Source organism: Parabacteroides chinchillae (genome assembly GCF_900108035.1).
GTDB lineage: Bacteria > Bacteroidota > Bacteroidia > Bacteroidales > Tannerellaceae > Parabacteroides > Parabacteroides chinchillae.
In genome coordinates, this window is the sequence record NZ_FNVS01000001.1 from 90,177 (window position 1) to 116,156 (window position 25,980).

A 25,980-nucleotide genomic window follows, 5' to 3' on the forward strand; every position below is an offset into this window, starting at 1 on the left:
GTTTACTTCTTTAGTTCTTCTTTTAAAAATGGAGCAGTAAAGCCTGCTTTGCTCGCAGCAAGAGCTTCGGGAGTACCGGTAAACAAAACTTGTCCGCCGCGGCGGCCGCCTTCGGGTCCCATGTCTATTACGTAGTCGGCACTTTTGATAACGTCCAGGTTGTGTTCTATCACAATAATGGTGTTGCCCTTATCTACCAACTTATTCAAGACGCCCAGCAAGACGCGTATGTCTTCAAAATGCAGTCCGGTAGTCGGTTCATCCAGTACATACAGAGTGCGGCCCGTATCACGTTTGGACAATTCCGTTGCAAGCTTCACGCGCTGGCTCTCTCCTCCGGATAAGGTAGTAGAAGGCTGTCCGAGCTTAATATAGCCCAGGCCTACATCTTGCAAGACCTTCACTTTTGATAAAATAGAGGGGATATTTTCGAAGAACTCCACCGCCATGTTGATCGTCATATCCAATATATCGGCTATGGACTTACCCCGGAAACGAACCTCCAGCGTCTCACGGTTATAGCGTTTGCCATGACAGTCTTCGCAAGGAACCAGCACGTCGGGCAGGAAATTCATTTCTATCGTCTTATATCCATTGCCTTTGCAGGTCTCGCAACGTCCGCCGGAGACATTAAACGAAAAACGTCCGGGTTTATAGCCCCTCACTTTCGATTCCGGCAGGTCTACAAACAGGCTGCGTATATCTGAAAAGACGCCCGTATATGTTGCCGGATTGCTCCGGGGCGAACGGCCTATGGGCGATTGGTCTACGTTCACTATTTTATCAATATTATCTATGCCCTCTACCGAATCGTAAGCCAACGGATCTTCCAATGAACGATAGAAATATTGACTCAGTATGGGTTGCAGAGTCCTGTTTATCAGAGTAGACTTCCCACTGCCGGAAACACCTGTCACACATATAAATGTGCCTAAAGGGAAAGTGACATCCACATTCTTGAGGTTATTCCCCTTCGCTCCTTTGATTGTTATAAATTGTCCGTTTCCTTTACGGCGTTCGGCGGGAATAGCAATTTCGGTCTTGCCATTCAGATAAGCCGAAGTAAGCGTATCCGATTTGAGCATCTCGGCTGGTGTTCCTTCAAATACCACTTCTCCTCCCAAACGGCCTGCTTTAGGTCCCATATCTACCACATAATCGGCATTGAGCATCATATCCTTATCATGCTCTACAACAATAACGGAGTTGCCTGTATCACGTAATTGCTTCAGGGAATTTATCAGACGGACATTATCCCGCTGATGCAAACCGATACTGGGTTCATCCAGTATGTAGAGTACATTTACCAATTGGCTTCCTATCTGGGTTGCCAAACGAATACGCTGGCTCTCTCCTCCGGATAAGGTAGCCGAAGCACGGTTTAACGAAAGATAATCCAAGCCTACATCCAACAGGAATTTCAGGCGCGAACGGATTTCCTTCAATATCTCCACCGCTATTTGCCGTTGTTTAGGATCAAGCCTGTCTTCCAGATCTTTTACCCATTCATTCAGTTCGGATATATCGAAAGCTGATATCTCGGCTATATTCTTTCCTGCGATAAGATAATGCAAGGCTTCCTGATTAAGTCTCTGCCCATTACATTCGGGGCAAACAGACATTTTGATAAACTGTCCGGCCCATTTCTGAGCAGAGGCGGAGGCTTCGTTCTCCTGTTGCATCATTATATATTTGGCAACTCCCTCGTATGACAGGAAATAGTTGGAATTACCCAAAGAATCGTTTTTTATCTGGAGACGTTCGTCCGTCCCGTTCATAATTTCATCTATCGCTTCTTCGGGAATATCCTTAACGGGAGTCTTGATAGTTACGCCATACTTATCACAAATAGCTTCTATCTGCCAAAAGATAAGCGAGTTTTTATACTTTCCCAAAGCTACAATACCTCCGTTGTATATACTTAAAGAAGGATCAGGAACGATCTTCTCCATGTCCAGGAGGTTGACCTGCCCTAATCCTTTACACTTCGGACAAGCTCCCTGTGGCGAGTTAAATGAAAAGTTATGTGGTGCAGGTTCGCTATATGAAAGTCCGGTAGCCGGGTCCATCAGGCGGCGGCTATAATGACGTACTTCATTCGTATCGGCATCAAGTACAAGTATTAAGCCATCTCCCTGCTTCATGGCAATTTTCAGACTTTCTTTCAAACGACGCTCATCGGAAGCAGATACGACCAGCTTGTCTATAACGACCTCAATGCTATGCATCTTATAGCGATCCAACTTCATGCCATGAAATATTTCCTTCAATTCACCGTCAACCCGAACATTAATGTATCCTTTCTTACGGATTTGCTCAAACAGTTCCTTATAATGTCCTTTACGATTACGCACTAAGGGAGCCAGCAAATAGGTCTTTTTGCCTTGATACCTTTCAAGGATCAATTGCAGAACCTGTTCTTCGGTGTACTTCACCATTTTCTCACCGCTCAGATATGAATAAGCTTCACCGGCACGGGCATAGAGCAAACGGAAAAAGTCATATATCTCAGTTGTTGTACCTACCGTAGAACGGGGGTTTTTGTTTGTTGTCTTCTGTTCTATCGAGATAACCGGACTCAGGCCTGTTATTTTATCAACATCTGGGCGTTCCATATTTCCCAGAAAATTACGGGCATACGCAGAAAAGGTTTCCACATAGCGTCTTTGTCCTTCTGCAAAAATGGTATCGAATGCCAAAGAAGATTTTCCACTACCACTCATACCCGTAATAACGGACAATTTGTTACGTGGTATCTCTACATCTATATTTTTAAGATTATGAACACGGGCTCCCCATACGGAAATACGCCCACCCTCTAATTTATCTTGATTACTCATTCTTTTCTCTTCTTTCATTTCACCACCCAATCCGGATTATGGACTACGGTATTAGGTGTTTTATAGTACAAATCCTTTTCCTGTGGTATCTGTATTTTATATGTTGCGCCTCCTGTTATAAGTTTACGGTCGCGCAACCAGGGATTAAAGCGTTTTAAGTCGGCATAAGTAATACCGTGCTCTTTAGCAAAAACAGACAAATCGGGAATATCCGAAGATACAACAACTTCCGTACACTCAAAAGGTTTATACAAGTCTCGGGCACGAAGCACAAATCCATATTTGTACGGATTCTCAAATATCTGCTTTATAGCCATAATACGATACACATAACGGGTAGTTTCTTCCACTAACCAAAGATCAAAAGTGTTATCGGCATCTTGTTTTTGCAATTCTCCCGAAATACGTCCCATACCGGCATTATATGATGAAGCCACAACAGCCCAATCTCCATATTTATTATATGCCGCTTTCAAATAGCGACAAGCAGCCTGAGTTGATTTCTCCACATTACAACGTTCGTCAACCGTAGGAGTAACCGAACAACCATATTGTTTAGCCGTCCCTTCCAATAACTGCCACATTCCAACGGCTCTTGCCGGGGAAGTTACGCGAGGATCGAGAAAGCTTTCTATCACGGCCAGATATTTAAAGTCGTCAGGGATATTATTTGCTTTCAAAATGGGTTCGATAATCGGGAAATAACGGTTTGCCCGCTTTATAAGCAACATTGTATTGGCATGAAAATAAGTGAAACTACTTAATTCCCTGTCAAACCCTTCCCGCATATTATACCGGGTAATATCGATCATTTTACCACAGAAAGGCACTGTATTAGGAATTTCCGGAGAAACAGTCATCGACGAAACAACAGGACGTTGCTCCATTTCCTTTTCCGAATCATTTGAACCTAAAGACAAACACGCTGTCAGGCAAATTAAGCTTCCAGCACAAAAGCTAATAACACTATTCTTAGTCATGAATCTGATCATCTATTGTTTTGGGGCGAAGAAGATTAATATCTCCGCTCTTTTTATATTTCTTACCATCCGAACCGGTTGCTTCTATCACATAGAAATAAACGCCGGGCGGAACATATTTTCCCCCTTTTTTACCATCCCATCCTTGCGAAGGATCAGTCCAATGGAACATTTGAGACCCCCAGCGGTTGAAGATAGTTCCGCTAAAACGGACTAATGATTTATAAACGACCTTAAATTCGTCGTTTATTCCGGGAGTTGTCCCCGGCGAAAATGCATTAGGTATATCAAGGAAAGATTCTGAAATTGATAATTGAATCTCTTCCATATCCGAACAAACACCCGTTCGGTCACTTACTTCCAGACGGGCTGTAAACTCTCCTGCCTGCTGGAATGTATATTCTATTTCTTCTCCCGGATAACGGATAATAGGTTCGATCTCTTCATCTTCCGAATTTCCATCCTGAGGAGTTTTATAAATAGTCCACACATAAATAGCCGCTACCGGATCATTCGCACGGGCAGTAAAACGGATAGTGACCGGTGCCGAAAATCCGTCCCCTGTAGTCGACATATTTAACGATTCGTCTGCAACAAAAGAGGAGTCAGCATACATTTCAATAGCAACAGCCGGATATTCTCCCGTACTTATAGACTTTTCAACATTAAAGTATTTGGCAAACTGGTCGCCTTTCAATAAAAAATCCGTATCACACAATGGAGCCGGCAAAGAAACAGAGAAAGGATCTGAAGTTGCCACCTTCTTCTCTATACGAGAAAACACTTTCAAATCTTTCGAATACTCCATCGTATTATAAACAATTTCAAATTCGCGCTTTACTTCACTCTCCATTCCCGAAGGAGTACGATACGACAATTTATCCATTTCTGCCGTTCCTGTCAAACGCACTGCAGAGCAAGGGTTCCCTTTATCCGACACATATAAGCCGGATATGTTAAAAGCATGCTTACCATAATCGATAATCCACACATAACGTTGCTGTATAATGGCGGATTCACCCACAAAATAACCATAGCCATCTTCTACATTCCGAATTATGGAAGTAGTGCCGTTCTGAATACACGGAATTTTTTCTGCGTCCTGCATCCGGGTCTTATACCGGTACCATTGATGGGAAGTTGATGATGACGTGTAACTTATCTCTGTATTATTTACTCCATAAACCATATATACCTGCAAACGGTTCTTTGTATCATCTTCCGCAAGCATAGGTGCTCCTTTTCCGCCAGTCACGCGATATTGGGCGTGCGCAGCCAGAACAGCAAATAGTAAATAAATAATTACACCTGACTTCCTTAAAATTCCTTTTAACATATAGACTTCTTCTTTATCTCTGATATTGACACTTAAACAAGGCTCATATCAGGGGCTACAAAGATAGGGATTTTTAGAAACATTTATCCTATAAGTTAATAAACGATGTGTATGTTAGTGAAGAAATGTCCCCCTTTTATTTTACTTTAATTTGGGTAGGCATCTGTTCTTAAAAAGATTAGCGACCTGAATAACACAGATGTAGTTCGCAATTAGCAGAAGGTAGGAAAACCAATTTTACAATATTACAAGATATTTCGTTAGTATTTTATACGGACATACATTATCTTTGTAGCAAATATTCTAAACAGCAAATGAATAAGATCAGCGTATACGTAGTAACACTTTTTTTCAGCTTCATCAGTGTATCTCTTTATTCACAGAGTAATCACAAAAAAGCTTCGACCATTTACGAACAAAGCGATGACATATTTTATCACACTATTGAACAAGGACAAACAGTATATGCCATTGCCACGATGTATGGCGTAAGTGTAGATGATATTTACCGTCTGAATCCGGAAAGTAAAGAAGGTATCAAAGCCGGTGCCGTATTAAAAATACCCCAAAAAGACACAGCCTCTTCTTCCGATAAAAATCTTGCCGGCAACTATACATATCATACAATACAACCAAAAGAAACACTATATTCCCTATCTGTAAAATATGCTGTACCGGCAGAAAACATTATACAGGCAAACCCAGGATTGTCTGCATCAACCTTTAACATTGGTAAAATTATCCGTATCCCGGCAACAAAAATAGAAGCCTTGCCTACTACAGAAAAGAAAACTGTAACCAAAGAAATTGAGTACACAATCGAGAAAAAAGAAACAATGTACCGCATATGCAGGAAATTCAATATTTCCAGTAATGAATTAATCAAATATAATCCCAAATTAAAAAACGGAATAAAGGCCGGCATGGTTATCAAAATACCTGTACAATCCGAAGAAACAGTAACAGAGATGGCTGTTGCCCCAAAAGAGCATGATGTAAATGCCTTATTATCTACACCGAAAGACATTAAACGGGTAGATATGATAAAGATAGCATTGCTGCTCCCATTTATGACTAATGAATCCGTAGCTTCCGCCGCAACTTCCCGTTTTATTGAATACTATGAAGGCTTACTGCTAGCAGTAGACAGTATGCGCAATATGGGATGCAATATCGAATTGTCTGTGTATGACACTGGCAACGGAACTAAAAAATTAAATGAAATACTCAAGGAAGATGCTCTCAGAGATGCTAATTTGATCATTGGCGCCGTACAGAACGAACAAATTACTCCCGTAGCAAACTTCGCTCAAAAGCACAATATTAAATATATCATTCCTTTTACATCCAAAAACGATGACGTCTTGTCAAATGCATCCGTATTCCAGGTAAATACTCCTCATTCTTATTTGTATTCAAAAGCATCGCAAGCCGGATGCGATCTTTTTGCGGATTACAACATTATATTATTGGATATAAAAGACAAAGAAGAAAAAACTGATTTCATCAAAGCTTTTAAAGCGGAAATGAAAGGCCGCCAAATAAAATACAAGGAATTACCATATCATGCCGAAACATTCCAAACAGACATAGAACAATTGATGAGTAAAGATAAACGTAACGTAGTCATTCCGACTTCCGGATCTTTAGACGCGCTCAACAAAATAAAATCACCGTTACGGATGTTGGCCGAATCAACACCGGAATATGGTATAACCCTGTTCGGTTACCCCGAATGGCAAACCTATACACGTGAATGCCTGGAAGATTTTTATGCCCTCAATACGTATATCTATAGCAACTTCTACGCTGACAATCTGGCAGCCAACGTACAGAACTTTTATACCTCATATAAAACATGGTACAGCAAAAACCTTATTAATACTTTCCCTAAATACGGTATTTTAGGCTTTGACACCGGTATGTATTTTATAAGCGCTATTCATAAATACGGTGCCAATTTTGAAAACAATCTGGATAAGATTAAGTACGCCAGCATACAAACAGGATTTGATTTCCACCGCGTTAATAACTGGGGAGGATTCATCAATACAAACCTCTTCATTGTCCATTATAATAATGATTACACGGTAACACGGACTGAATTAAGATGATCAAGAAAATATTCACATTAGCCGCTTTGTTTTGGGTTAGTTACAATACGATCCACGCACAAGATAAATTCAAACAGGAACTGGCCATAGGTGCTAATTTCGGGACAACCTTTTCATCTGTTTCCTTCTACCCTAAAGTAAAAACCGGCATGTTAATGGGATATACCGGCGGTTTAACTGTACGATGGAATACAGAAGCATACGTAGGATTACAAGGCGAAGTCAATTTCACGCAGCAGGGTTGGAAAGAGAGTTTCAAGGACGAACCTCAATACGAGTACAGCCGCACTATCAACTACATCGAAATACCCTTCCTGACTCATATTTATTTCGGAAGCAAACGTTTCAAGGTATTTGTTAACCTTGGCCCTAAAATAGGTTATGCATTAAGCGAAAGTACAAAAGAAAACCTGAATGGTGCAGAACCTAATATTACAAACGAACAACACACTATGCCTATCGACAAAAAATTCGACTGGGGTTTATGTGGAGGGCCAGGACTTGAATTGCGCACAGGAATCGGTTATTTCTTACTTGAAGGACGTTACTATTATGCCTTAGGTGATATTTATAATAGTCGTAAAGCCGATTTCTTTTCTAAATCTTCCGGACAAATTATATCAGTAAAACTAACCTATCTGCTACCGGTTATCAAATAAAAGTCAGAACTTTCCCTAATAATTCAAATGATCAAAAAGACATGTCTTTTGAATAATAAAAGTCCCGTCTTAACACTTTAAACGAGTTGAGTGTAAGGCGGGACTTAGTATATCTATATCTTTTTTCTTATCTCAGTCTATCCAATGAACGAACCAACGTTTCGTCTGCTCCGATATTACGGATAGCCAAATAGTCCAAAATCAGATTAATTAAAGGAAATGCCAATGCTATCTTAACAGCAAATACCATATCTTCCTCTCCCACTTGATTTTTTACATTCCATACAAAAAAGGCAAACAAGGCATAAAAACCGACCATCAAAAGAGCGTTAAATATACACAAACGTATTTGCAGCATTCTTTTTCTAAACAAAAATATAGTAATCAGTGCTATTAAAGCAATAATTGCAGTCAACGCAAAAAGCCCCCACGTCGGATAAATCAGTTCAGACGGAACAGCCATTGTATTAACACCCGTAGCATCAAAGGATAATAACATATCTCCTACCTGAAGAACGGCAAGAGGCAAAAACAATGTGGCTATAGTTAATGCCACAATAATAAGCAAATAAACAGTTTGTATTCTCTGCAACATGATATTTAGTCTTTTAAATGGAAAGGCCGACTCTTACCGGGTCAGCCTTTCCGTTGTCTGTAACATCAAATTCTTATTAGAAGTTATTTTTTTCTTTAGCAGGGTTCTTATAATAAACCTTACCTTCTTCATACTCCTGGGCTGCGATCAAAGTCGATTTAGGAAGCTTTTCATAATAACGCGAAATTTCAATCTGTTCTCTGTTTTCAAAAACTTCTTCCAAATTATCGTTGTAAGACGCAAATTCCTGAAGTTTCTTTTCCAGATCCTGTTTCATTTCAACACTAATCTGATTAGCTCGCTTAGAGATAATCATTACTGTTTCGTATACATTACCCGTATCTTCGGACAATTTCATCATGTCGCGGGTTACTGTATTCGCAGGAGCATTTGATTTTCTGTAATCCATATTCGTTTTATTGATTAATTTCATTAATATGCATCTGAAATGCGTTTGCTAGCGTAATCATAGAATTTCTGTACCTGTTTTACATACTTTCCTTCCGGATATTCGTTCATATAATTGTAGTATTCGTCAACAACTTCACGATAACGACCCTGCAACTTCTCTTCTACACTGACTAAAGCCAGTTCATACTTTGAACGAATAATAAGATACATAAACTCTTCACGATACTTTGAGTAAGGATAATCTTTCAAAGCATTCTGCGAAGTAATTACGCACGATAAATAATTGTTGCCCAAATAAGTACCCAAATTATAGTACAATCTGGCAGCCAACAATTCCTTATAAGCTAACTTTTCCTGCAGTTCGAACATAATCTTTTGTGCTTCTTCGGCATGTTCGCTCTGAGGATAATACTCTAAATAAAGCTGCAACTGTTCAATGGCCTTATACGTCTGACTCTGGTCCAACCGGGGATCAGGAGAATCCAGATATAAACCATATCCAGAATAATACCGGGCTAATTCAGTATACTCACCTTTCGGATAAGTCGTGTAATAAGTCTGGAAGTATTGTGCAGCCGTTTGATAATCTTTTTGGCCATAATAGCTTTGTGCCAACAAATACAAAGATTCCTCGGCATAAGCAGTTCCCTTAAAGATTGTAACCAGTTCCTCCAACAAAGTAGCAGATTTTGAATATTGCTTCGCATTGAAATACTTCTTTGCGTATGAATATTTGAGTTCATAATCCGTACTTTTCAAAATCTTATTATATTCTCCGCAAGAAGATAATAAGACTGTAATCATCATCAATAGAAATACAACCTTTTTCATTCACATACTTTTAGCGCGCAAAGTTAGTGCTTCCTAGCAAATAAACGAAACGCAAAACGTTAATATTTATAACTTATACAAATCACTGGCTGCAATCAGCTCCAGTTTATTAGCCTTTAGAACCTCTGCACACTTTTCTACATTATCCGGGCGAATAATAACATTTGCCGCATCTCCCTGTGAAAAAGCATACATATATTCAATAAAAATTCCTGCCGATGTAATTATATCCATAGCTTTAGCCAACGCTCCCGGCTGATTAGGGCAGTGTAAGCAAACTACTTCAGCAACACTCACTGCATACAACTTATCACGCAATACTTTAATTGCTTTATCCGTATCTGACACTATTAAACGAAGAATTCCAAAGTCGGAATTTTCAGCAACCGTAAATGCAGACATATTTATACCTGCTTCGCCCAATATCTTAGCAACTTCCGTAAAACGGCCTTTCTTATTCTCCAGAAAGATAGATAATTGTTTAATTAACATAGTACCTTAATTTTTAAAGGGGTTAAACTAACTTACGATTGTCTATCACGTGCTTGGCTTTGCCCATGCTTCGCTCAATGCTACGCGGTTCCACAATCTTAATATCAGGCTGCAAACCGATCACGCTTTGCATGCGGTTGGCAATCTTTTTCTTCAGGGCAATCATTTTATTGATCTCATCCGAATAATATTCCTGGCGCACCTCCACCTGTATCTGGAAAGTATCCGTATTGTTCACACGGTCTACTACAATCAAATAATGCGGTTCGAACTCCGAAAGTTCCAAAATTACGGATTCTACTTGAGATGGGAAAACATTTACGCCACGAATAATCAACATATCGTCACTTCGTCCTAAAATACGGTTCATTCGAACAGCTGTACGACCGCAAGCACATTTTTCATAGATCAGCGATGTAAGGTCTCGCGTACGATAACGTATCATCGGCATACCTTCTTTGGTCAGGGTGGTAAATACCAATTCGCCTACTTCACCCGGTGCTACAGGCTGCAAGGTCTGCGGATCAACTATTTCAGGAAAGAAATGGTCTTCCCATAAATGCGTACCGTTCTGACATTCACACTCGCCCCCTACTCCCGGGCCACATATTTCAGTTAGTCCGTAAATATCATAGGCTTTTATATTCAACTTTTCTTCCAGTTCTTTACGCATATTTTCGGTCCATGGTTCTGCACCAAACACACCTACTCTCAATTTAAATTCTTCCAAAGGAATACCTGATTCGCGGATTGTTTCTGCCAGATAAAGGGCATAAGAGGGTGTACAAGCCAAACCTTTTGCGCCAAAATCGTGCATCAACTGGATTTGTTTTTGCGTATTACCGCTGCTCATCGGAATAACGGTTCCACCTATATTCTCTACTCCGGCATGAGCCCCCAACCCTCCGGTAAACAAACCATAGCCATAGGAAACCTGCACTGCATCATTCTTTGTCAAGCCATAAGCTATCAGGCATCTTGCTACAACTTCAGCCCAAACTGACAAATCTTTACGGGTGTAACCTACCACAATAGGCTTTCCTGTAGTGCCGGAAGAGGCATGCAGACGAACAATCTCAGACATCGGAACTGCCATTAAGCCGAATGGATAGTTATCCCGAAGATCTTGTTTAACTGTAAAAGGGAGCTTGGCTATATCATCAATTGATTGAATATCATTAGGTGTTATTCCCATCTCCTGCATCTTTTTGCGGTAAAAAGGACTATTATGATATACGTGTTCAACAACCCGTTTCAACCGGATACTTTGTAATTTCCGCATCTCTTCGCGGTCCATGCATTCAATTGTTTCGTTCCAAATCATGGTATCAAACTATTTTTTCGTTATAATTTACTACTGTTTATTCAAAAATTAATAGCATAAGCCGGTCGCAAAGTAACAACTTTTTTTACATCCTGCCTCCTAAGCTGGAAATAAATACGATTTAAATTGCTACTTTTGCAGTTGAAATGCCGGTTTTCACGCTTAATAACGACATGAGAAGAAACATCCTTGCTCTTTATCTGATCAAGCTATCCAAATGGTTCAGCCTGGTAATGCCTATAATTGTGTTGTTTTATGAAAAACATGGGCTTGGCTTACAAGATGTCTTTATTCTCAAAAGTGTTTATTCTGTTGCGGCTGTAGCTTTAGAAATACCGTCGGGTTATCTGGCGGATGTCTGGGGAAGACGTAAGTGCCTAATATATGGATGCTTTCTATTTTTCGGAGGTTATTTATGTTATTCTTTCACTTCCACATTCCATGCTTTCCTTATTGCCGAAATATTACTGGGTGTGGGGCAGACATTAGTAAACGGGGCAGACTCCGCTTTGCTATATGACACCACCTTACATTATAAAAAAGAAGAATTATATCTACGCTACGAAGGGCGTATCACCATGATCGGCAACTTTGCGGAAGCAATTGCAGGTATATTCGGAGGTTTACTGGCCGCCTATTCTTTGAGATTTCCATTTTATATACAGGCTGTTATTGCCTTTTCGGGCATTCCGGCCGCTTTGGCATTAAAGGAGTTCAACATAAAAAACAAGATACAAAACCCGGTTTCCGAGATCATACGGATTATAAAATACTCCCTGATAACTAACAGGCCGCTTTGCTATAATATTATGTTCTCCGGCATTATCGGGGCTGCCACTCTCACGATGGCTTGGCTCGTACAACCCCTATTGATGCATTTGGAAACGCCTACATCCTACTACGGTGTTATCTGGACTGTCTTAAACCTCACCGTAGGTTTTGCCGCCTTATATTCAGACCGCGTAGATCGTTATTTCGGGTTAAAAAAAATGGGAATACTGATTCTCAGCGTTATCATCGGAGGTTACGTAGCTCTAGCCTTCAATCTTACATATGCAGGGCTCGCTATCTTGTTTATATTTTATATTTTCAGAGGGTTTGCCACACCTATCCTCAAAGGATATATCAATCAGATGACATTTTCCGAAATGCGAGCCACCGTACTCTCTATCCGCAATTTCATTATCCGTCTGATGTTTGCCGCAATTGCTCCGTTCATCGGTTGGCTAAATGATATCTATTCGCTGCAAATAGCCTTACTGTCTTCTGCTGTTATTTTATTTATTCCGGGAGCAATCTTTCTTGGATTACAGCTAAAGTATACCTCTGCAAAACAACAATAAACAGACAATATATTCTTCAAAAAAAGATACATCTTTTGCAATCCAAAGACATGACTTTCGAATTGCAAAGACATGTGTTTAAGATGCAAAAGATATATCTTTTTAATAAACAACAAATCAACTACTTAGCAGACACCGAATAGGGACGGTCTTTCACCGTAACACCACGAGATATATTCGGTTTATTTCCCATCTTATAACGGATTACTCCGCCGTCGGTCAGCTCTTTATATGTAAGCCAGTTGCGTGTAAACGGTTTGCCGTTCAGGCTGGACGACTGGATATAACGGTTGTCCAACGAATTGCCGTCTGCTTCAATTACCAGCTTTTTGCCATTCTCCAAGTGAATCGTCATCTTAGGAAAGACAGGGCTGCCTATCACGTATTGGTCTGTGCCGGGACAAACTGAATACAATCCCATTGCGCTGATCACATACCATGACGAGGTTTGTCCCTGATCTTCGTCACCCGGATAACCGTTAGGACCCGAACTATAGAGTTTGTTCATCACTTCACGTGCCCAATACTGGTTTTTCCAAGGTTCGCCGGCATAATTATAGAGATAAATCATGTGTTGAATAGGCTGATTTCCATGCGCATACTGTCCCATATTAATCATAGCCATCTCTGCCATTTCATGAATTACGTAGCCATACGTCCCTACCTTAAAAGTATTTGGCTCGGAGAATACGGAGTCTAGCTTCGCCACAAAGTTCTTTTCGCCACCCATCAAATTTATCAAGCCTTGTATGTCATGGAAAACCGACCAATGATAATGCCAAGCGCATCCTTCTGTGTAAGGGCCACCCCATTCTTTCGGATCAAAGTTTGGTGTCCAGTTACCCTTTTTATCACGTCCGCGCATAAAACGGGTGGAAGGTTCATATACATTCTCATAATTATATATCTGCTTTCCGAACAGCTTCGCCATATAATCATTACCCGACAGGCGAGCAATCTGATAGGCGCAAAAGTCATCATAGCAAAACTCCAACGTCTTCGCAACCGATTCGCGATATTCAGGATAAGGCACATAACCCAAAGAAAAATAATCCGCCCAGCCGTCGCGCCCATTGGAAGGTCCGTGAGGTCCTTTATTTGTTGCCTCATGCAGCATGGATTTCAATGCTTTGTCGGTATCGAATGAGAAACCTTTCACATAAGCATCCGCCAGTAAAGAGGCCGCATGATTACCTACCATACCACAGTTATGTCCCGGAAACGACCAGGTTGGCAACCATCCGCTCTGATCGTAAGCATCCAGCAACGAGTTTACATAACGTCCATGAATCTCGGGGTGCAAAAGCGCATTCAGTGGGAACTGGGCGCGAAACGTATCCCAGAAACCATTGTCGGTATACATATATCCATCGTGCAACTTGCCATCGTAAGTACTGTAGTAGATCGGATTATTATTGGCATCGTATTCGTAGAACTTGCGCGGGAACAACATCGAACGGAAAAAGCAAGAATAGAATGTTGCTTTTTCTTCTTCCGTTCCGCCTTCCACTTCCACCTTACCGAGTTGTTCGTTCCATGCATCGGCAGCCAACTCACGGGCTTCTTCCAAAGATTTTAAACCGGCCAATTCCCGCCTAAAGTTCATCTCTGCCTGATCTATGCTGATAAAAGAGGATATTACTTTTGCTTCCACCACAGCTCCGGACTCAAACTGAACATAGGCTCCAACATGACTGCCGTTAGCATCCTTGCTGTTTTCCGTTTTCTTTCCATCAGCATCTTTCCATGTACCATAGCTCTTAAACGGCTTATTGAAATATAGCACAAAATAATTTGCAAATCCATCCGGACAAGAATGATTGCCATTGCTCGTAAAACCGACAATCTTGTTTTCTTCCGGATACAGACGTACCATATTGCCGCCGCGATGCCCGTCAAGCACCAGATAGGCATCTTTACCCTGCGGATAGGCAAAACGAAAATAAACGCCACGCTCGGTAGGCGACATTTCCGTCGTTTGCCCGTTTTCGAAAGTTACCTTATAATAGTTTGGCTTTGCCACTTCCTTATCATGGCTAAAGCGGGTTGCTCTTCCATATTGATCTACGGCCAAATTACCAACTACCGGCATAATAGAAAAGGCACCATAATCATTTGTCCACGAACTACATTGGTGGGTCTGGCGGAATCCGCGGATAGAATCTTTAAAATGCTGGTAAATCCATCCGTCACCTACCAAACCGGTTTGTGGAGTCCAGAAATTCATACCCCACGGCATAGCCGTTGTCGCATAGGTATTGCCACGTGTAAGTTCAAATTTCGAATTTGTCCCTTGCAAGGTATTTACATATTCCACCCAATCCTTTTCTCCTGCAAAAGCAGAGAGAAAGGCGCTCCCTAAAAAAAGAACGCCTGTTATTTTCTTTATATTCATCATTCTATTACCACTTCAGTGAAACTTTTACACCCTCCGGATTATTTTCAAATCCTAACAGGCAAGTTTTGCTTGTTTCATCCCACTCACATGTAGCTTCTTTTATTTCATTACCTTTTGCATCTGTAAATACAGCCGATTTTGGTGCAGCAGGCAATAACACGCGCATTACATTTGTTGTATTTATGGGACTCTTTGCCACAAATGAATAGCTGCCTTTATCTGCTTTTTCGTCGTAAGCGCGAGCAGCAGCGGCCAATATCTGCGGAGTTTCCGGATTAGCTACGCGTCCTACATTATATATATAGGCTTGTTCGCCGGGATTAACTACCTTTTCAGACAGAACGGGCAACTTCGGATCGAACAAGTCAATTAAAGTACCTTTCAATACATAAGGTTCATTGCTTACGCTCTCGTCCAACACAGATACCAAATCATAGTTTCCTCTTGACAGCGAGAAACTATTCTTAAATTCCAGTGTGCCGGCATTAGCCTTTTGCTCATACAGGTTCTTCACTGTTGCTACAAAGTCAGCATCACTGTTAGCGGCCAGTACAAATTCTTTCGGGTCTTTGCGAATCACGTAAACCGTACCCTTGCCACAAACGTATTCTCCTTCTTTAGCGTCTTTAGCAATACCCATTTCCTGAAACAGATGTTCAGACGGAGTCTTATATTTGTTTTCTCCTGTATTCCACCATTCCTGTACATTCTGGAAAGGATCCGTATCACGCGTACTATATACCAACACACCGCCATTTTTTACCCAGTCGGCAATATGTTCATGAACTTCTTTATCCAGCGGCTTCATATTCGAATATGACATCAACAGCACTTTTGTATCTTTCCATGTTTCCGGATAAGAGACATTTTCAAGGTGCAACAAATGAACCGGAACACCACGCTTAAGGAATGGCAATGCCTGTCCGTAGAAGTTTGATAATTGCGGATCATCATATCCTGCTACAGGTTGCGGAGCACGCTGAAACATCAATGAATTAGCCATCAACACACTGATACCCGATGAGCCACTCACCTTATTATCAGACAGGGGCATATCATTCAAAGAATTAATCATAACCTGCATCTGTGTAGAATAGAAACGTGGGATCAACGCTTTCTCTTCACTATTGGCACTAGTGCGGTAGAGACCTTCATAGATACGATCCGGCCAAGGCATTACCTCATAATTGTTATTGTTCGGATAAAGCAACTTGGCTGTAAAGGTTGCCTGATAGTTCTTCTTATAGTCCGCCCAGTCGCGAGGCCAGTCTTCAATCGGGTCTGTAAGGAAAAACACCTTACGGCCTGTTGGCGCAGTCATAGACTCCATACAGCCATATTCAAGAAACGCTGTTTCAAATACACGTTCTTTTGCTACCCCGTTAAAATAGTTCGGCTCACGTGAAGTGCCGGTCCATACCTGGGCAATATATCCATCCACACAAGGTAAAGAAGCCAGGCTTGCTTCGGGGCTTACAATCTGCCACTGAGAATAATTCACTAAAGAATGGGTAGGGACATAACAACGAACATCCATCCCTTTACTTTTACCATATTCTTTTGCATAGGTAAAACACTCATTCAGGGCACGATAATATAAATGATATTTTAATTTGTTAGATAAATAGGTATTTTCGGCAGATTCATGCTGCGGACGCCAGTCAAAACCATAGTAATCTTTCCATTCGCGCTTGAAAGCATCGCTATATCCGGCACGTGCCCAGAATTCCGGTTCCTCCAGGTAGATAGCATCAATGCCTGCATCTATTACGCGTTTGATGTGTCTTTCCTTCATGTATTCGATAAAGTTCATAGAAGGTACAATATACGGAACCATGTGTCCGTGCCAGATTGTGTCCCCTTTCATAGTTACCTGTCCTTCATCCAGATGCCACTTTCCATCCCATTCTCCAGTAAAATAATCCTGATACTCACCCCAAGCAATACCAGTCATAAAGTGGGTTGTGTAGCCTTTATCACGCCAGCTTTGTACCCGTTCTTCAAATGTCATATTCGCTCTTTTCTCAGAAGGATTCCCTCCTACCCCGTATACAATGGCCACATCGGCACGCGTATCGGTAGTTGGTTTCCAGGGTTGCCCGGTTTGAAAAGCAGTCCTCTCTCTTTTTTCTGTTTGATTTTCCACTGCTTTTTGTCCGGACTGGCAGCCCGAAGCAATGAAAGATAATAAAGCACAACAAGTCAATACTTTTTTTACATTCGTCTTCATAGATTATTATATTTAAGAAAAAAACAAAGGGGCACCTTAATAGTCGTTTTATCACGTTATCTAATTAAGGCGCCCCCAATATATACAAATATCTTACGATTTATTCAATCAAGGCATCTTCAGCGTAACCATTTCAGTATAGTTATACCGTCTGTTACCTTCAATCTCCTTGTCAATACGAGCACCAACCCGAAGATGGTAAGTAAAACCCGATTCCAAAGGAGCTTTTGTAGTCAACGATACTGTAGTGCCCAACATATTATTGGCTTCCGTACCTGAGATATACACTGAATAACGGTCATCCTTATTGTTCTCGCCAACATAAGGAGCGCCGGCTACAACAAAGAAACGAACATCAGACACATTTTGCTGGAAATCCTTGTTATTGGTACCTCTCTTGATCAAAGCTTTCACCGTTACAGTTTTATCAGCATTGACAACAGGTTCGCCTACCCAATCAACATTAAGGAATGGCTCTACTTCAAACTTCAGATCCAATGTACCTTTCACCTTATGTCTTTCTTCGGCAAGCGGAACAAAAGCACCCATTACCGTAATACCATATTCGCCTGCAAATATTTTGGTATTATTAAAGTTGCCTTCCTGCATTCCTCCGAAATAATAAGGAGTAGGAGAATCACTCCAACTATATTCCATCAACTTAATACGGATACCACCTTCACCCACTTCTGTTTGTAAGGGCTTTCCGGTATTTTTATCAAATACTACTCCCTTAATTGTTTCGGCAGGTTCTTCATAATTATCAAATTTGGTACAAGAACTGCCAGCCAGCAGCAACAGTGCCATTGATAAATAACATATTACTTTTTTCATTTTATTTTCTCTGTATTATAAGATTAATAACCTGGATTCTGAGTAAGTCCGCTTTTTGTTATTTCATCATTCGGTATCTGATTATAATACCATCTTTCATCAAATGTAAAGCGTTTGTTCTTATCATCCGGACGAGCGTCAAAGAACCATTTGCCTGCTTTTTCTGCATAGAATGGAAACAACGATCTATAAAGCGTAGAGTTCTGCTCACGGTGAGCTGTTCTCCAACGTCTCATATCCCACCATACTTTATTCTCGAAACTCAATTCCTTACGTCTTTCAACACGTACGATTTCCTTTGTCAATTCGGCTTTGCTTGTCAATAAAGTAGCACCTGCTCTTTCACGAATTTCATTGATACAATCAAAAGCGTCCTGCATATAGTCAGCGTCTGCAGCTCCTTCTTCAGCCAACTCAACAGCAGCCTCGGCACGAGTTAACAGCACTTCGGCATAACGCATTTCAAGCCAAGCCTGCTCCGAACGTCTTTCCATAACCAAAGCGGCAGGAATAGAAGGATCAATCCATTTACGCACAGCAAAGCCGGCTATCGTACATTCTCCATTGTCATAAAAACAACCGCTACGACCGCTGGCGTTCATCTTTTCACCATTAGGCAAAACACGCACGGTCTGGTTTTCTGCACTCTGCGAACTTATAATAAGATCCTTACAATGCGGATCATTTTCATATCTTTCGGCAGGTTCATCCGACAACTGCAAACGAGAAATACCATTGGCAACCTCACCTGTGTAAATACCTCTCCAGATTTCCACCTGTTCGCCTTTCAGCTCGTCGCCAGGTAAAATCACGATTGCACGCAAGCGTGGTTCTGCATTTTCGAACAGTTCCATTGTGGTATTATAGAGTTTGTATTTACCATTCTCATCGAATACCTGAATCTTGTTTTGTGCATTCTTAGGAAATCCTTCAAACATTTCCACAAAGCTCAGCGTAGGGCTTGTTGATGCAGTCCACCCATTTGTACGAAACTGACGTGGGATGTTATAAGCATCATAACCATGTACCGATTCGGGATATTTATACTGACGGATAAAGATATTTTCGCGGCTGTTTTCAGCAAAATACATATCCACATAGTTCTGATATTGAGCCTGCTTATCATCAGCCTTCCAACCATCTTTATATAATGTATATTTACCTTTCAACAGACAAGCGGCGTCATAACTTTTCTTGAAGTATTCTTTCGCTTTCTCTCTTGAAACACCACAAACCCGAATTGTATTATCCTTGTCGTCGCGTTTGTCTACCTCATTATATTTTGCAATAGAACCGGCAAACAACATTGCTCTCGCTTTAAAAGCTGCAGCTACATATTTATTAGCACGGCCTTTCTGACTGGTTTCCGGAAGCAATTTATAAGCCTCATCAAAATCCTTCTCCATCTGCTCATATACAGCTTCTTCAGAAGAACGGTTTACCGTCAGCTCTTCTATCGGCTGATCTGGATATTTAAGAACACTGTTTACAATTGGTACACCGCCATAACGTTTTGCCAAGGCATGATAAGTGAAAGCACGCGTAAAATAAGCTTCTCCCATCCAGTTGTCAACTTGTTCTTTAGAGAAGTTGGATGCATATTTTGGCAATGTTTCCAGGAAATAGTTTGTTTCACGGATCAATTTGTAAGCATCATTCCATATCTGGTTAGACTCGGTTTCCGCTCCATGAATATCACGGTTCAAAGCCTCACCTGTCATACCAAATGTAGATTGGAATGCAAACGAGTTATTGAATCCACGAGTATGCGAATAACGGAAATCTTCAATAAACTGCTGGCTGTATAAACGCGCCAGATAACTCTTTACTCCATTTTCCGTACCAAAAACATCATCATCCTGTACAACATTCAACGGTGGAATATCCAAATCAAGACACGAAGGCATGCCACACGTTAAAGCAAGCAATAATATATATTTTGAAAGTTTCATGACTTTTGAACGAGATTAAAATTTAACATTTGCACCTACAGAGAACGTTCTGTTCAAAGGATACATATTACCATAGCTATCTTCCGGATGTTCCGGATCGATTTCAACTCCCTTTATAGTGAAAAGGTTATAACCATTCAAGTAGATTCTTACACTCTTGATTCCTGCTTTAGAAACCCATTGCTGAGGTAAAGTATAACCAATTTCAGCACTTTTCAAACGCAGATAACTTGCATTATAAAAATTAAAGCGTGAATTTTCATCCGCTACAGTTCCTGTATAACCAAATTTACCCGGAACCCAAATAGTAGACGGTGCATATGGATTTGCCGTAGGATCGACTGGATGCCATCTGTCCATAAAATACTCCAATGCATTTGAGTAATCATTACCCCACATCGGTTCGCGCAACTGCTCGATATATCTAACGTAGCTCATACCAGCACCTTGAAACAACAGGTTCAAGTCAAATCCTTTATATTCAGCACCAGCCGCAAAACTAAAGTTGATCATTGGCTTGCCTGTATAACCTATCGGATGAGTGTCATGATCTGTTATCTGTCCGTCGCCATCCCAGTCTAGATAAATATAGTCGCCCGGAAGCACATTCTTATCTGCATAAATAGGACTGTTCAATATATAGTCATACGATGTATAACGTCCGCCATCACCTTTTCCCCATTTAATATCGTTGTAACGGTCGTTTCCGTTATTACGCCAGTTTTCATACGAGTTACCAGCTCTGCCGCGTTCCTGATAAGTAGTCTGCGTACGAGTATATGAGAAAATACCTTTCAGGTTGTAGTTTACTTCACCAACTCTGTTACGGTGGGTCAATTCCATTTCAACACCATGTGTAAAGTCACCGTTCAAGTTTTCTTGCGGAAGTTCGGCACCTACCACTCCCGGCAAACTCAGATCTCTCTTTGCCAGCAATCCGGTTCTGTCACGTGTAAAATAGTCGGCCGAAACACCCAGAAGACCATTCCACATCTCTACGTCAGCACCTATGTTCAATGTCTTAGAGATATACCAAGTGATATACGGGTTTGTAATACCTTTGCTCTGAACACCCGAAACAAATGTTCCGTCAAATACTGTTCCTGCTCCACCTTGACCGTCAAAGCCTCCGCCCGGATACAAGTAACCATTTACAAACTGATAGTTTGATGCACGGTCGTCACCCATCTTTCCATAAGAAGCGCGAAGTTTTGCATTGTTCACAAATGAAAGTTTGGAATCTTTCCAGAATGCCTCTTCCGAAATACGCCATCCCACAGAAGCTGAAGGGAAGAATCCCCACTGTGCACCTGTTCCGAATTTAGAAGAACCATCATAACGGAAACTGAATTCAGCCAGATATTTCGATTCATAATCGTATCCGAATTTACCAACCAAACCTAAATTTGCTTCCTTATATAAATCTCTTTTAGAAGGATCGTCCACATCATAGTTGGTACTCATATTACCTTCCTGATTGTCACTGTTTCCGGCAAATAGCTGATCTAAAGCCAATGATAACTCACGCTGAGCGAAAAAGTTATCTCCGTTTCTTTGGCTACCCTCCAACAATAACAAACCGTTCACATTATGCTTTTCGTTAAACAAGCGGCTGTAGTTCAATGCCACCTGATAAAGCAACGCTTCTTTTGTATAGTGTTCACGGCGGAACTTGCTTGTTCCTACACGTCCATGCTTCTGATATGTATCCGAAGCCTCATCATACGTATATTGATTATATGTTTTTTGATATAGTTTGTTATCTGCAATCTGATAATCATAACTGAACATTGCCCTTGCCTTCAACCCTTCGATATAAGGAACATCATAGGTTGCCTCTGCTGAAGTCTGGAACCATTTGTTGTTATATTTCTTATAACCAACCTGATTGGCATCCATCATAGCAACAGGGTTATCACCTTCGATCCATCCGTTCTGCAAGTATTCCGGATTATTATTTGCATAGATAGGCTGCGTAGCCGGAGCACGTTGGAAAGCACGGATAATCCAGTCGGAGTTTTCATACGGCTGGCTCTTCTCATCCATGATACCGCTCATGTTTAATGAAACGGTCAAACGATTCGTCAGTTTGCTTGTTACGTTAGAACGAACATTAAAACGATTATAATCCAAGCTCTTGCTCTTCAGGAAAGATTCCTGATACAAATAACCCGTACTGATATAGAAGTTTGTCTTTTCATTACCTCCGGTAGCACTTAATGTATGCTGTGTTTGAGGAGCCAATGTCCGCATACAAGCATCCCACCAATCTGTTCCAACCTTATCTCCACGGCGATAAGCATCAATCTCTTCTTGGCTGTAAGGAAGAATGCCGCCTTCCAAACGGTGCATCGCTTTTTCATTTTTCAATGTCATCCAGTCCGCAGCGCTTGCACTCCTTGGCGAACCTGTCGGATTCTGCCATCCTACATTTCCATCATAAGAAAGTTCCAAAGAACCTTCCTTACCTTTCTTCGTTGTGATTAGAACAACACCATTTGCAGCACGCACACCATAAATAGCAGCCGAGGCATCTTTCAATACTGATAATGATTCAATATCGTTTGCATCCAGACGCGACATATTATCACGAGGCACACCATCTATAATGATCAATGGATTACCCATACCACGAATATCAAATGAGTTGTTGAAAGAACCTGGCTCTGAAGATTTCTGTACAACACGTACCCCAGGAACTTTACCGGTCAGCATGTTCTGAGCGTTCTCATTCTTGGTTGTTACGATATCGTCACTCTTAATCGCAGATACGGCACCGGTCAATGTAACCTTCTTCTGCGTACCATAACCTACAACTACCACTTCATCCAGTTTCTGTGTATCCTCACGTAAAGCAATAGTAACCGGCTGATTTCCTTTTACTGCAACTTCTTGCTCCATATATCCGATATAAGAAACCAAAAGAACAGCACCGGCAGGAATTTCAATGCTAAAATTACCATCCAGATCTGTTACCGTACCGGTAGTAGTACCTTTTACCATTACGTTTGCGCCAATAACCGCCTCACCCATTGCATCTTTTACCGTACCAGTGACGATTCTTTTTTGCTGGCTAGACATTGTTACAGCTTCGGCTTCTTTAGTTTTAATCAGCACTTGGCGATCAATAATCTGGTATTTATAATTGGTATTACGCAATACTTGTTCCAACACCTCTTCTAAAGATGCGTTTTTTACATTTACACTTGTTTGTTTGTTTACATTTACCTGGTTGTCGTTGAAGAAAAATGTAAATTCACTTGATTTTTCGATTTCCCTCAAAACTTCAATAATGCTACAATTTTGCTTGCTCAACGATACTTTGTAATTCTGTGAATATGAGGATGCAGAGATGCTACAAGCCACAAACACAGATAACAATGTCGTCATTTTCATAATACGAATTGTTTTTCTAAATCCCGGGACATAATTATCCCGTTCTTTGATTTTTTTCATAACTTTGTAATGTCATTGGTGAATAATTAGCAGGCTTTTGGCCTCTCAACTCCTTTGCCTGCCATCAAGAACTCACTGGTTGGAGGATGACAAGTTTATCCTCCAACTTTTGTTAGACTTAAGATGTATTTTCCCACATAGAAATAAATTAGGCTAATAGTTTGTTATTTTTCTAAATATAATTTATAATCTCCATTCATTTCGACGTATCTTATCGGAGACGATTTGCTCAGTATATACAAAATACGTTCGAGCGATTCGTCTCTCACTTTAAATGTAAAACGGTAACTATCTGCAACATTTTTCTGGCAAATTATTTTTCGACCGAACCATTGTTCCAAACGCGGAATTATCATATTCAGCTTTTCATTTTCAAAACTTAATATGCCGTTATTTCTCCACGTCGAATATTTATCGGCGTTAACGGTTCGCACACTGGCCGTTTTATTCCATTTGTCATATACAAACATCTCATTCGGCAAAAGCTCCACTTCCTTGTTACTAGGGTGTTTTTCATTATTAACCCCGATTTTCACTTTTCCGTTCAGCAGAATAATTTCATGCTTATTTTCATGTTTATAGCTAAACACTTCAAAAGCGGTACCCAATGCTGTTACTTTCATATCCGGCGTATGAACTATAAACGGTTTACCGGGATTCTTTGCCACATCAAAAAATGCTTGACCTTCCAAAGTAACCTCCCGGGTTTTTCCGGAAAACTTTTCCGGATAAACTATTTTACTGCCAGGGCCCATCTGCACCTCTGTTCCATCCGGTAATGAAACCGGCTCGAAGTTCTTTATACCGGAACTTGCTACAAACATTAATGGAGCGGGTTCCCTGTCAGCAAAATAAATAGCACCACCTAAACCTAAAACTAATACCACTGATGCTACCAAACTATATACTTTATAGAACACAACTTGCTTACTGATTTTACCATTTATCCTTTTCCGGATATTACCCCAAATGCGACTCCCATCTTCTTCCGAAAATCTAGCGCCATCATAAGAATCCCACTGGCAAAGCATTTTTCCTGAAATTTCAGGTCTATTAATCAATGCAGTTTCTTCTTCCTTATTCAAAGATTCATGCATTAATTTCTTTAATATGTCTTTCTTGTCGCTATTCATTAATTTTAGTCAATCTATATATAAATACACACCAAACTAATACTACCCCCATCCATAGATAAAAAAAAATCATCCGAATGAAATTTTACTTTCTTCCGAATGAAATAATAATTCCCCCCCGAATGGATCAAAAAAGAAAAAGAGATAACATATATACATTTTGTTTCAGATATTTCAGTGCTTCGCTTATTTGATGTTCCACTGTCTTTTCAGACAAATTGAGCTGTTGGGCTATTTCTTTATAACTCAAATGTTCTTTCCGGCTAAGATTAAATATTTCTTTTCGACGCGGAGGTAATTCGGCTATCAGTTGATCTATATATTCGGACAGATTTCGGGCATCTATCTCCTCTTCCATATTATATGAGTCTTCCATTGCAGCAAGAATCGTCATTTTATAGAAGTCTTCATTTACATTTTTACGATGCTGATTGAACACAAGATTTCTGGTAATTATAAAAAGAAGCCCTTTGAAATTATCATCTTCACGGATAAAATCTCGAGACTCCCAGACCTTGACAAATACTTCCTGAACAACTTCCTCTATTGCATTTTTATCGATCAGATATAAACGGCAAAAATTATAAACCTGACGCCAATAATTTTTATATAAGGTAGTGAATGCACTTTGATTACCTTGTCTGACTAGCAATATGAGTTCTTTTTCATCCATTCTGCTATTACAATTTAGTTGTTGGCAACTTCAATATCAAATAATCGGAAACAAATAAAAAACATTTCCCAAATACGGTCGTGCCCATTTGTTCATTCCATTCACAAATACATATATAGACACATTGTTTGTATCGTTACGATACAAACATATATGCCATTAATGGCATTCGCGTTAATTAATTTTCGTCAAAGATAGCATTTTTTGTCGTTTAATAAAAAATGACAATATATTTATACTAAATTCGATCTTTATTCCCTTAACAAATCCCCTTGATGATTTTGTAAAATCATCGGGACGTTTTTCAAAAATCATCGGGATAAATTATTTTTTATTTTCCGGCAATATACCCTGTTTATGGTATTTACTATATGAAAAG

The 25,980-nt window shown here is 40.4% G+C and carries 18 protein-coding genes; 3 read left to right on the forward strand and 15 right to left on the reverse strand.

Translation table 11 applies throughout. The annotated features are described in order from the left end of the window. Positions 1–2: 2 nt before the first annotated feature. From uvrA to C4S38_RS00360, 3 genes are read right to left on the reverse strand one after another with little or no spacing between them, the layout of a single operon-like run. Positions 3–2,840 (reverse strand): excinuclease ABC subunit UvrA, encoded by a 2,838-nt coding sequence (gene uvrA, locus C4S38_RS00350; RefSeq protein ID WP_099465521.1) that lies wholly within the window; start codon positions 2,838–2,840, stop codon positions 3–5. A gap of 14 nt (positions 2,841–2,854) precedes the next feature. Beyond that, positions 2,855–3,820, reverse strand: a complete 966-nt coding sequence (locus tag C4S38_RS00355) for a lytic transglycosylase domain-containing protein (protein WP_394340833.1) — start codon at positions 3,818–3,820, stop codon at positions 2,855–2,857. After that, a complete protein-coding gene (locus tag C4S38_RS00360) occupies positions 3,813–5,156 on the reverse strand; it encodes a T9SS type B sorting domain-containing protein (RefSeq protein ID WP_103982070.1) in 1,344 nt (447 codons plus the stop codon). Before C4S38_RS00360 ends, C4S38_RS00355 begins: the two co-directional genes overlap by 8 nt. A 314-nt stretch (positions 5,157–5,470) precedes the next feature. Here C4S38_RS00360 and C4S38_RS00365 point away from each other — a divergent pair, with 314 nt between their 5' ends. Both C4S38_RS00365 and C4S38_RS00370 read left to right on the forward strand, forming a co-directional pair. After that, positions 5,471–7,270 (forward strand): PBP1 and LysM peptidoglycan-binding domain-containing protein, encoded by a 1,800-nt coding sequence (locus C4S38_RS00365; protein WP_103982071.1) that lies wholly within the window; start codon positions 5,471–5,473, stop codon positions 7,268–7,270. Continuing rightward, entirely contained in the window at positions 7,267–7,929 is a 663-nt protein-coding gene (locus C4S38_RS00370) for a porin family protein (RefSeq protein WP_103982072.1), read from the forward strand. Before C4S38_RS00365 ends, C4S38_RS00370 begins: the two co-directional genes overlap by 4 nt. 127 nt (positions 7,930–8,056) lie before the next feature. Here the strand turns inward: C4S38_RS00370 and C4S38_RS00375 are convergent, their stop codons facing one another. From C4S38_RS00375 to C4S38_RS00395, 5 genes are all read right to left on the reverse strand, one after another. Then, complete coding sequence (locus tag C4S38_RS00375; protein ID WP_103982073.1) at positions 8,057–8,524, reverse strand: DUF4293 domain-containing protein; 468 nt, start codon at positions 8,522–8,524, stop codon at positions 8,057–8,059. Between the two features lie 76 nt (positions 8,525–8,600). Next, positions 8,601–8,933, reverse strand: a complete 333-nt coding sequence (locus C4S38_RS00380; protein ID WP_099465522.1) for a DNA-directed RNA polymerase subunit omega — start codon at positions 8,931–8,933, stop codon at positions 8,601–8,603. Positions 8,934–8,956: 23 nt separating this feature from the next. Further along, a complete protein-coding gene (locus C4S38_RS00385; RefSeq protein WP_103982074.1) occupies positions 8,957–9,766 on the reverse strand; it encodes an outer membrane protein assembly factor BamD in 810 nt (269 codons plus the stop codon). A gap of 66 nt (positions 9,767–9,832) precedes the next feature. Continuing rightward, a complete protein-coding gene (locus C4S38_RS00390; RefSeq protein WP_099465435.1) occupies positions 9,833–10,258 on the reverse strand; it encodes an amino acid-binding protein in 426 nt (141 codons plus the stop codon). Positions 10,259–10,280: 22 nt separating this feature from the next. Beyond that, positions 10,281–11,582 (reverse strand): phenylacetate--CoA ligase family protein, encoded by a 1,302-nt coding sequence (locus C4S38_RS00395; RefSeq protein ID WP_103982075.1) that lies wholly within the window; start codon positions 11,580–11,582, stop codon positions 10,281–10,283. Positions 11,583–11,755: 173 nt separating this feature from the next. On the opposite strand from C4S38_RS00395, the gene C4S38_RS00400 reads away from it, so the two are divergent. Then, positions 11,756–12,925, forward strand: coding sequence for an MFS transporter (locus C4S38_RS00400; protein WP_103982308.1), 1,170 nt, complete (start codon positions 11,756–11,758; stop codon positions 12,923–12,925). Between the two features lie 121 nt (positions 12,926–13,046). On the opposite strand, the gene C4S38_RS00405 is transcribed toward C4S38_RS00400, so the two are convergent. From C4S38_RS00405 to C4S38_RS00435, 7 genes are all read right to left on the reverse strand, one after another. Continuing rightward, entirely contained in the window at positions 13,047–15,320 is a 2,274-nt protein-coding gene (locus C4S38_RS00405; protein ID WP_103982309.1) for a GH92 family glycosyl hydrolase, read from the reverse strand. Positions 15,321–15,327: 7 nt separating this feature from the next. Next, positions 15,328–17,553 (reverse strand): hypothetical protein, encoded by a 2,226-nt coding sequence (locus tag C4S38_RS00410; protein ID WP_234999256.1) that lies wholly within the window; start codon positions 17,551–17,553, stop codon positions 15,328–15,330. A gap of 108 nt (positions 17,554–17,661) precedes the next feature. Continuing rightward, positions 17,662–18,387: a DUF3823 domain-containing protein gene (locus C4S38_RS00415; protein ID WP_103982076.1), complete on the reverse strand. Its 726-nt coding sequence runs from the start codon at positions 18,385–18,387 to the stop codon at positions 17,662–17,664. A gap of 23 nt (positions 18,388–18,410) precedes the next feature. Then, complete coding sequence (locus C4S38_RS00420; RefSeq protein ID WP_103982077.1) at positions 18,411–20,339, reverse strand: RagB/SusD family nutrient uptake outer membrane protein; 1,929 nt, start codon at positions 20,337–20,339, stop codon at positions 18,411–18,413. 15 nt (positions 20,340–20,354) lie between these two features. Next, the gene (locus C4S38_RS00425; RefSeq protein ID WP_234999257.1) at positions 20,355–23,735 is read right to left on the reverse strand and encodes a TonB-dependent receptor; all 3,381 of its coding nucleotides are present in this window, start codon (positions 23,733–23,735) and stop codon (positions 20,355–20,357) included. Between the two features lie 224 nt (positions 23,736–23,959). After that, positions 23,960–24,928 carry a FecR family protein gene (locus C4S38_RS00430; RefSeq protein WP_103982079.1) on the reverse strand — a complete coding sequence of 323 codons (969 nt, stop codon included), beginning with the start codon at positions 24,926–24,928 and terminating at the stop codon, positions 23,960–23,962. A gap of 127 nt (positions 24,929–25,055) precedes the next feature. After that, entirely contained in the window at positions 25,056–25,601 is a 546-nt protein-coding gene (locus tag C4S38_RS00435) for an RNA polymerase sigma-70 factor (RefSeq protein WP_103982080.1), read from the reverse strand. Positions 25,602–25,980 lie beyond the last annotated feature (379 nt).

Coding starts and splice junctions, on each gene's coding strand:
- uvrA (WP_099465521.1), bottom strand. CDS start 2,840: ATGAGTAATCAAGATAAATTAGAGGGTGGGCGTATTTCCGTATGGGGA.
- C4S38_RS00355 (WP_394340833.1), bottom strand. CDS start 3,820: ATGACTAAGAATAGTGTTATTAGCTTTTGTGCTGGAAGCTTAATTTGC.
- C4S38_RS00360 (WP_103982070.1), bottom strand. CDS start 5,156: ATGTTAAAAGGAATTTTAAGGAAGTCAGGTGTAATTATTTATTTACTA.
- C4S38_RS00365 (WP_103982071.1), top strand. CDS start 5,471: ATGAATAAGATCAGCGTATACGTAGTAACACTTTTTTTCAGCTTCATC.
- C4S38_RS00370 (WP_103982072.1), top strand. CDS start 7,267: ATGATCAAGAAAATATTCACATTAGCCGCTTTGTTTTGGGTTAGTTAC.
- C4S38_RS00375 (WP_103982073.1), bottom strand. CDS start 8,524: ATGTTGCAGAGAATACAAACTGTTTATTTGCTTATTATTGTGGCATTA.
- C4S38_RS00380 (WP_099465522.1), bottom strand. CDS start 8,933: ATGGATTACAGAAAATCAAATGCTCCTGCGAATACAGTAACCCGCGAC.
- C4S38_RS00385 (WP_103982074.1), bottom strand. CDS start 9,766: ATGAAAAAGGTTGTATTTCTATTGATGATGATTACAGTCTTATTATCT.
- C4S38_RS00390 (WP_099465435.1), bottom strand. CDS start 10,258: ATGTTAATTAAACAATTATCTATCTTTCTGGAGAATAAGAAAGGCCGT.
- C4S38_RS00395 (WP_103982075.1), bottom strand. CDS start 11,582: ATGATTTGGAACGAAACAATTGAATGCATGGACCGCGAAGAGATGCGG.
- C4S38_RS00400 (WP_103982308.1), top strand. CDS start 11,756: ATGAGAAGAAACATCCTTGCTCTTTATCTGATCAAGCTATCCAAATGG.
- C4S38_RS00405 (WP_103982309.1), bottom strand. CDS start 15,320: ATGAATATAAAGAAAATAACAGGCGTTCTTTTTTTAGGGAGCGCCTTT.
- C4S38_RS00410 (WP_234999256.1), bottom strand. CDS start 17,553: ATGAAGACGAATGTAAAAAAAGTATTGACTTGTTGTGCTTTATTATCT.
- C4S38_RS00415 (WP_103982076.1), bottom strand. CDS start 18,387: ATGAAAAAAGTAATATGTTATTTATCAATGGCACTGTTGCTGCTGGCT.
- C4S38_RS00420 (WP_103982077.1), bottom strand. CDS start 20,339: ATGAAACTTTCAAAATATATATTATTGCTTGCTTTAACGTGTGGCATG.
- C4S38_RS00425 (WP_234999257.1), bottom strand. CDS start 23,735: ATGAAAATGACGACATTGTTATCTGTGTTTGTGGCTTGTAGCATCTCT.
- C4S38_RS00430 (WP_103982079.1), bottom strand. CDS start 24,928: ATGAATAGCGACAAGAAAGACATATTAAAGAAATTAATGCATGAATCT.
- C4S38_RS00435 (WP_103982080.1), bottom strand. CDS start 25,601: ATGGATGAAAAAGAACTCATATTGCTAGTCAGACAAGGTAATCAAAGT.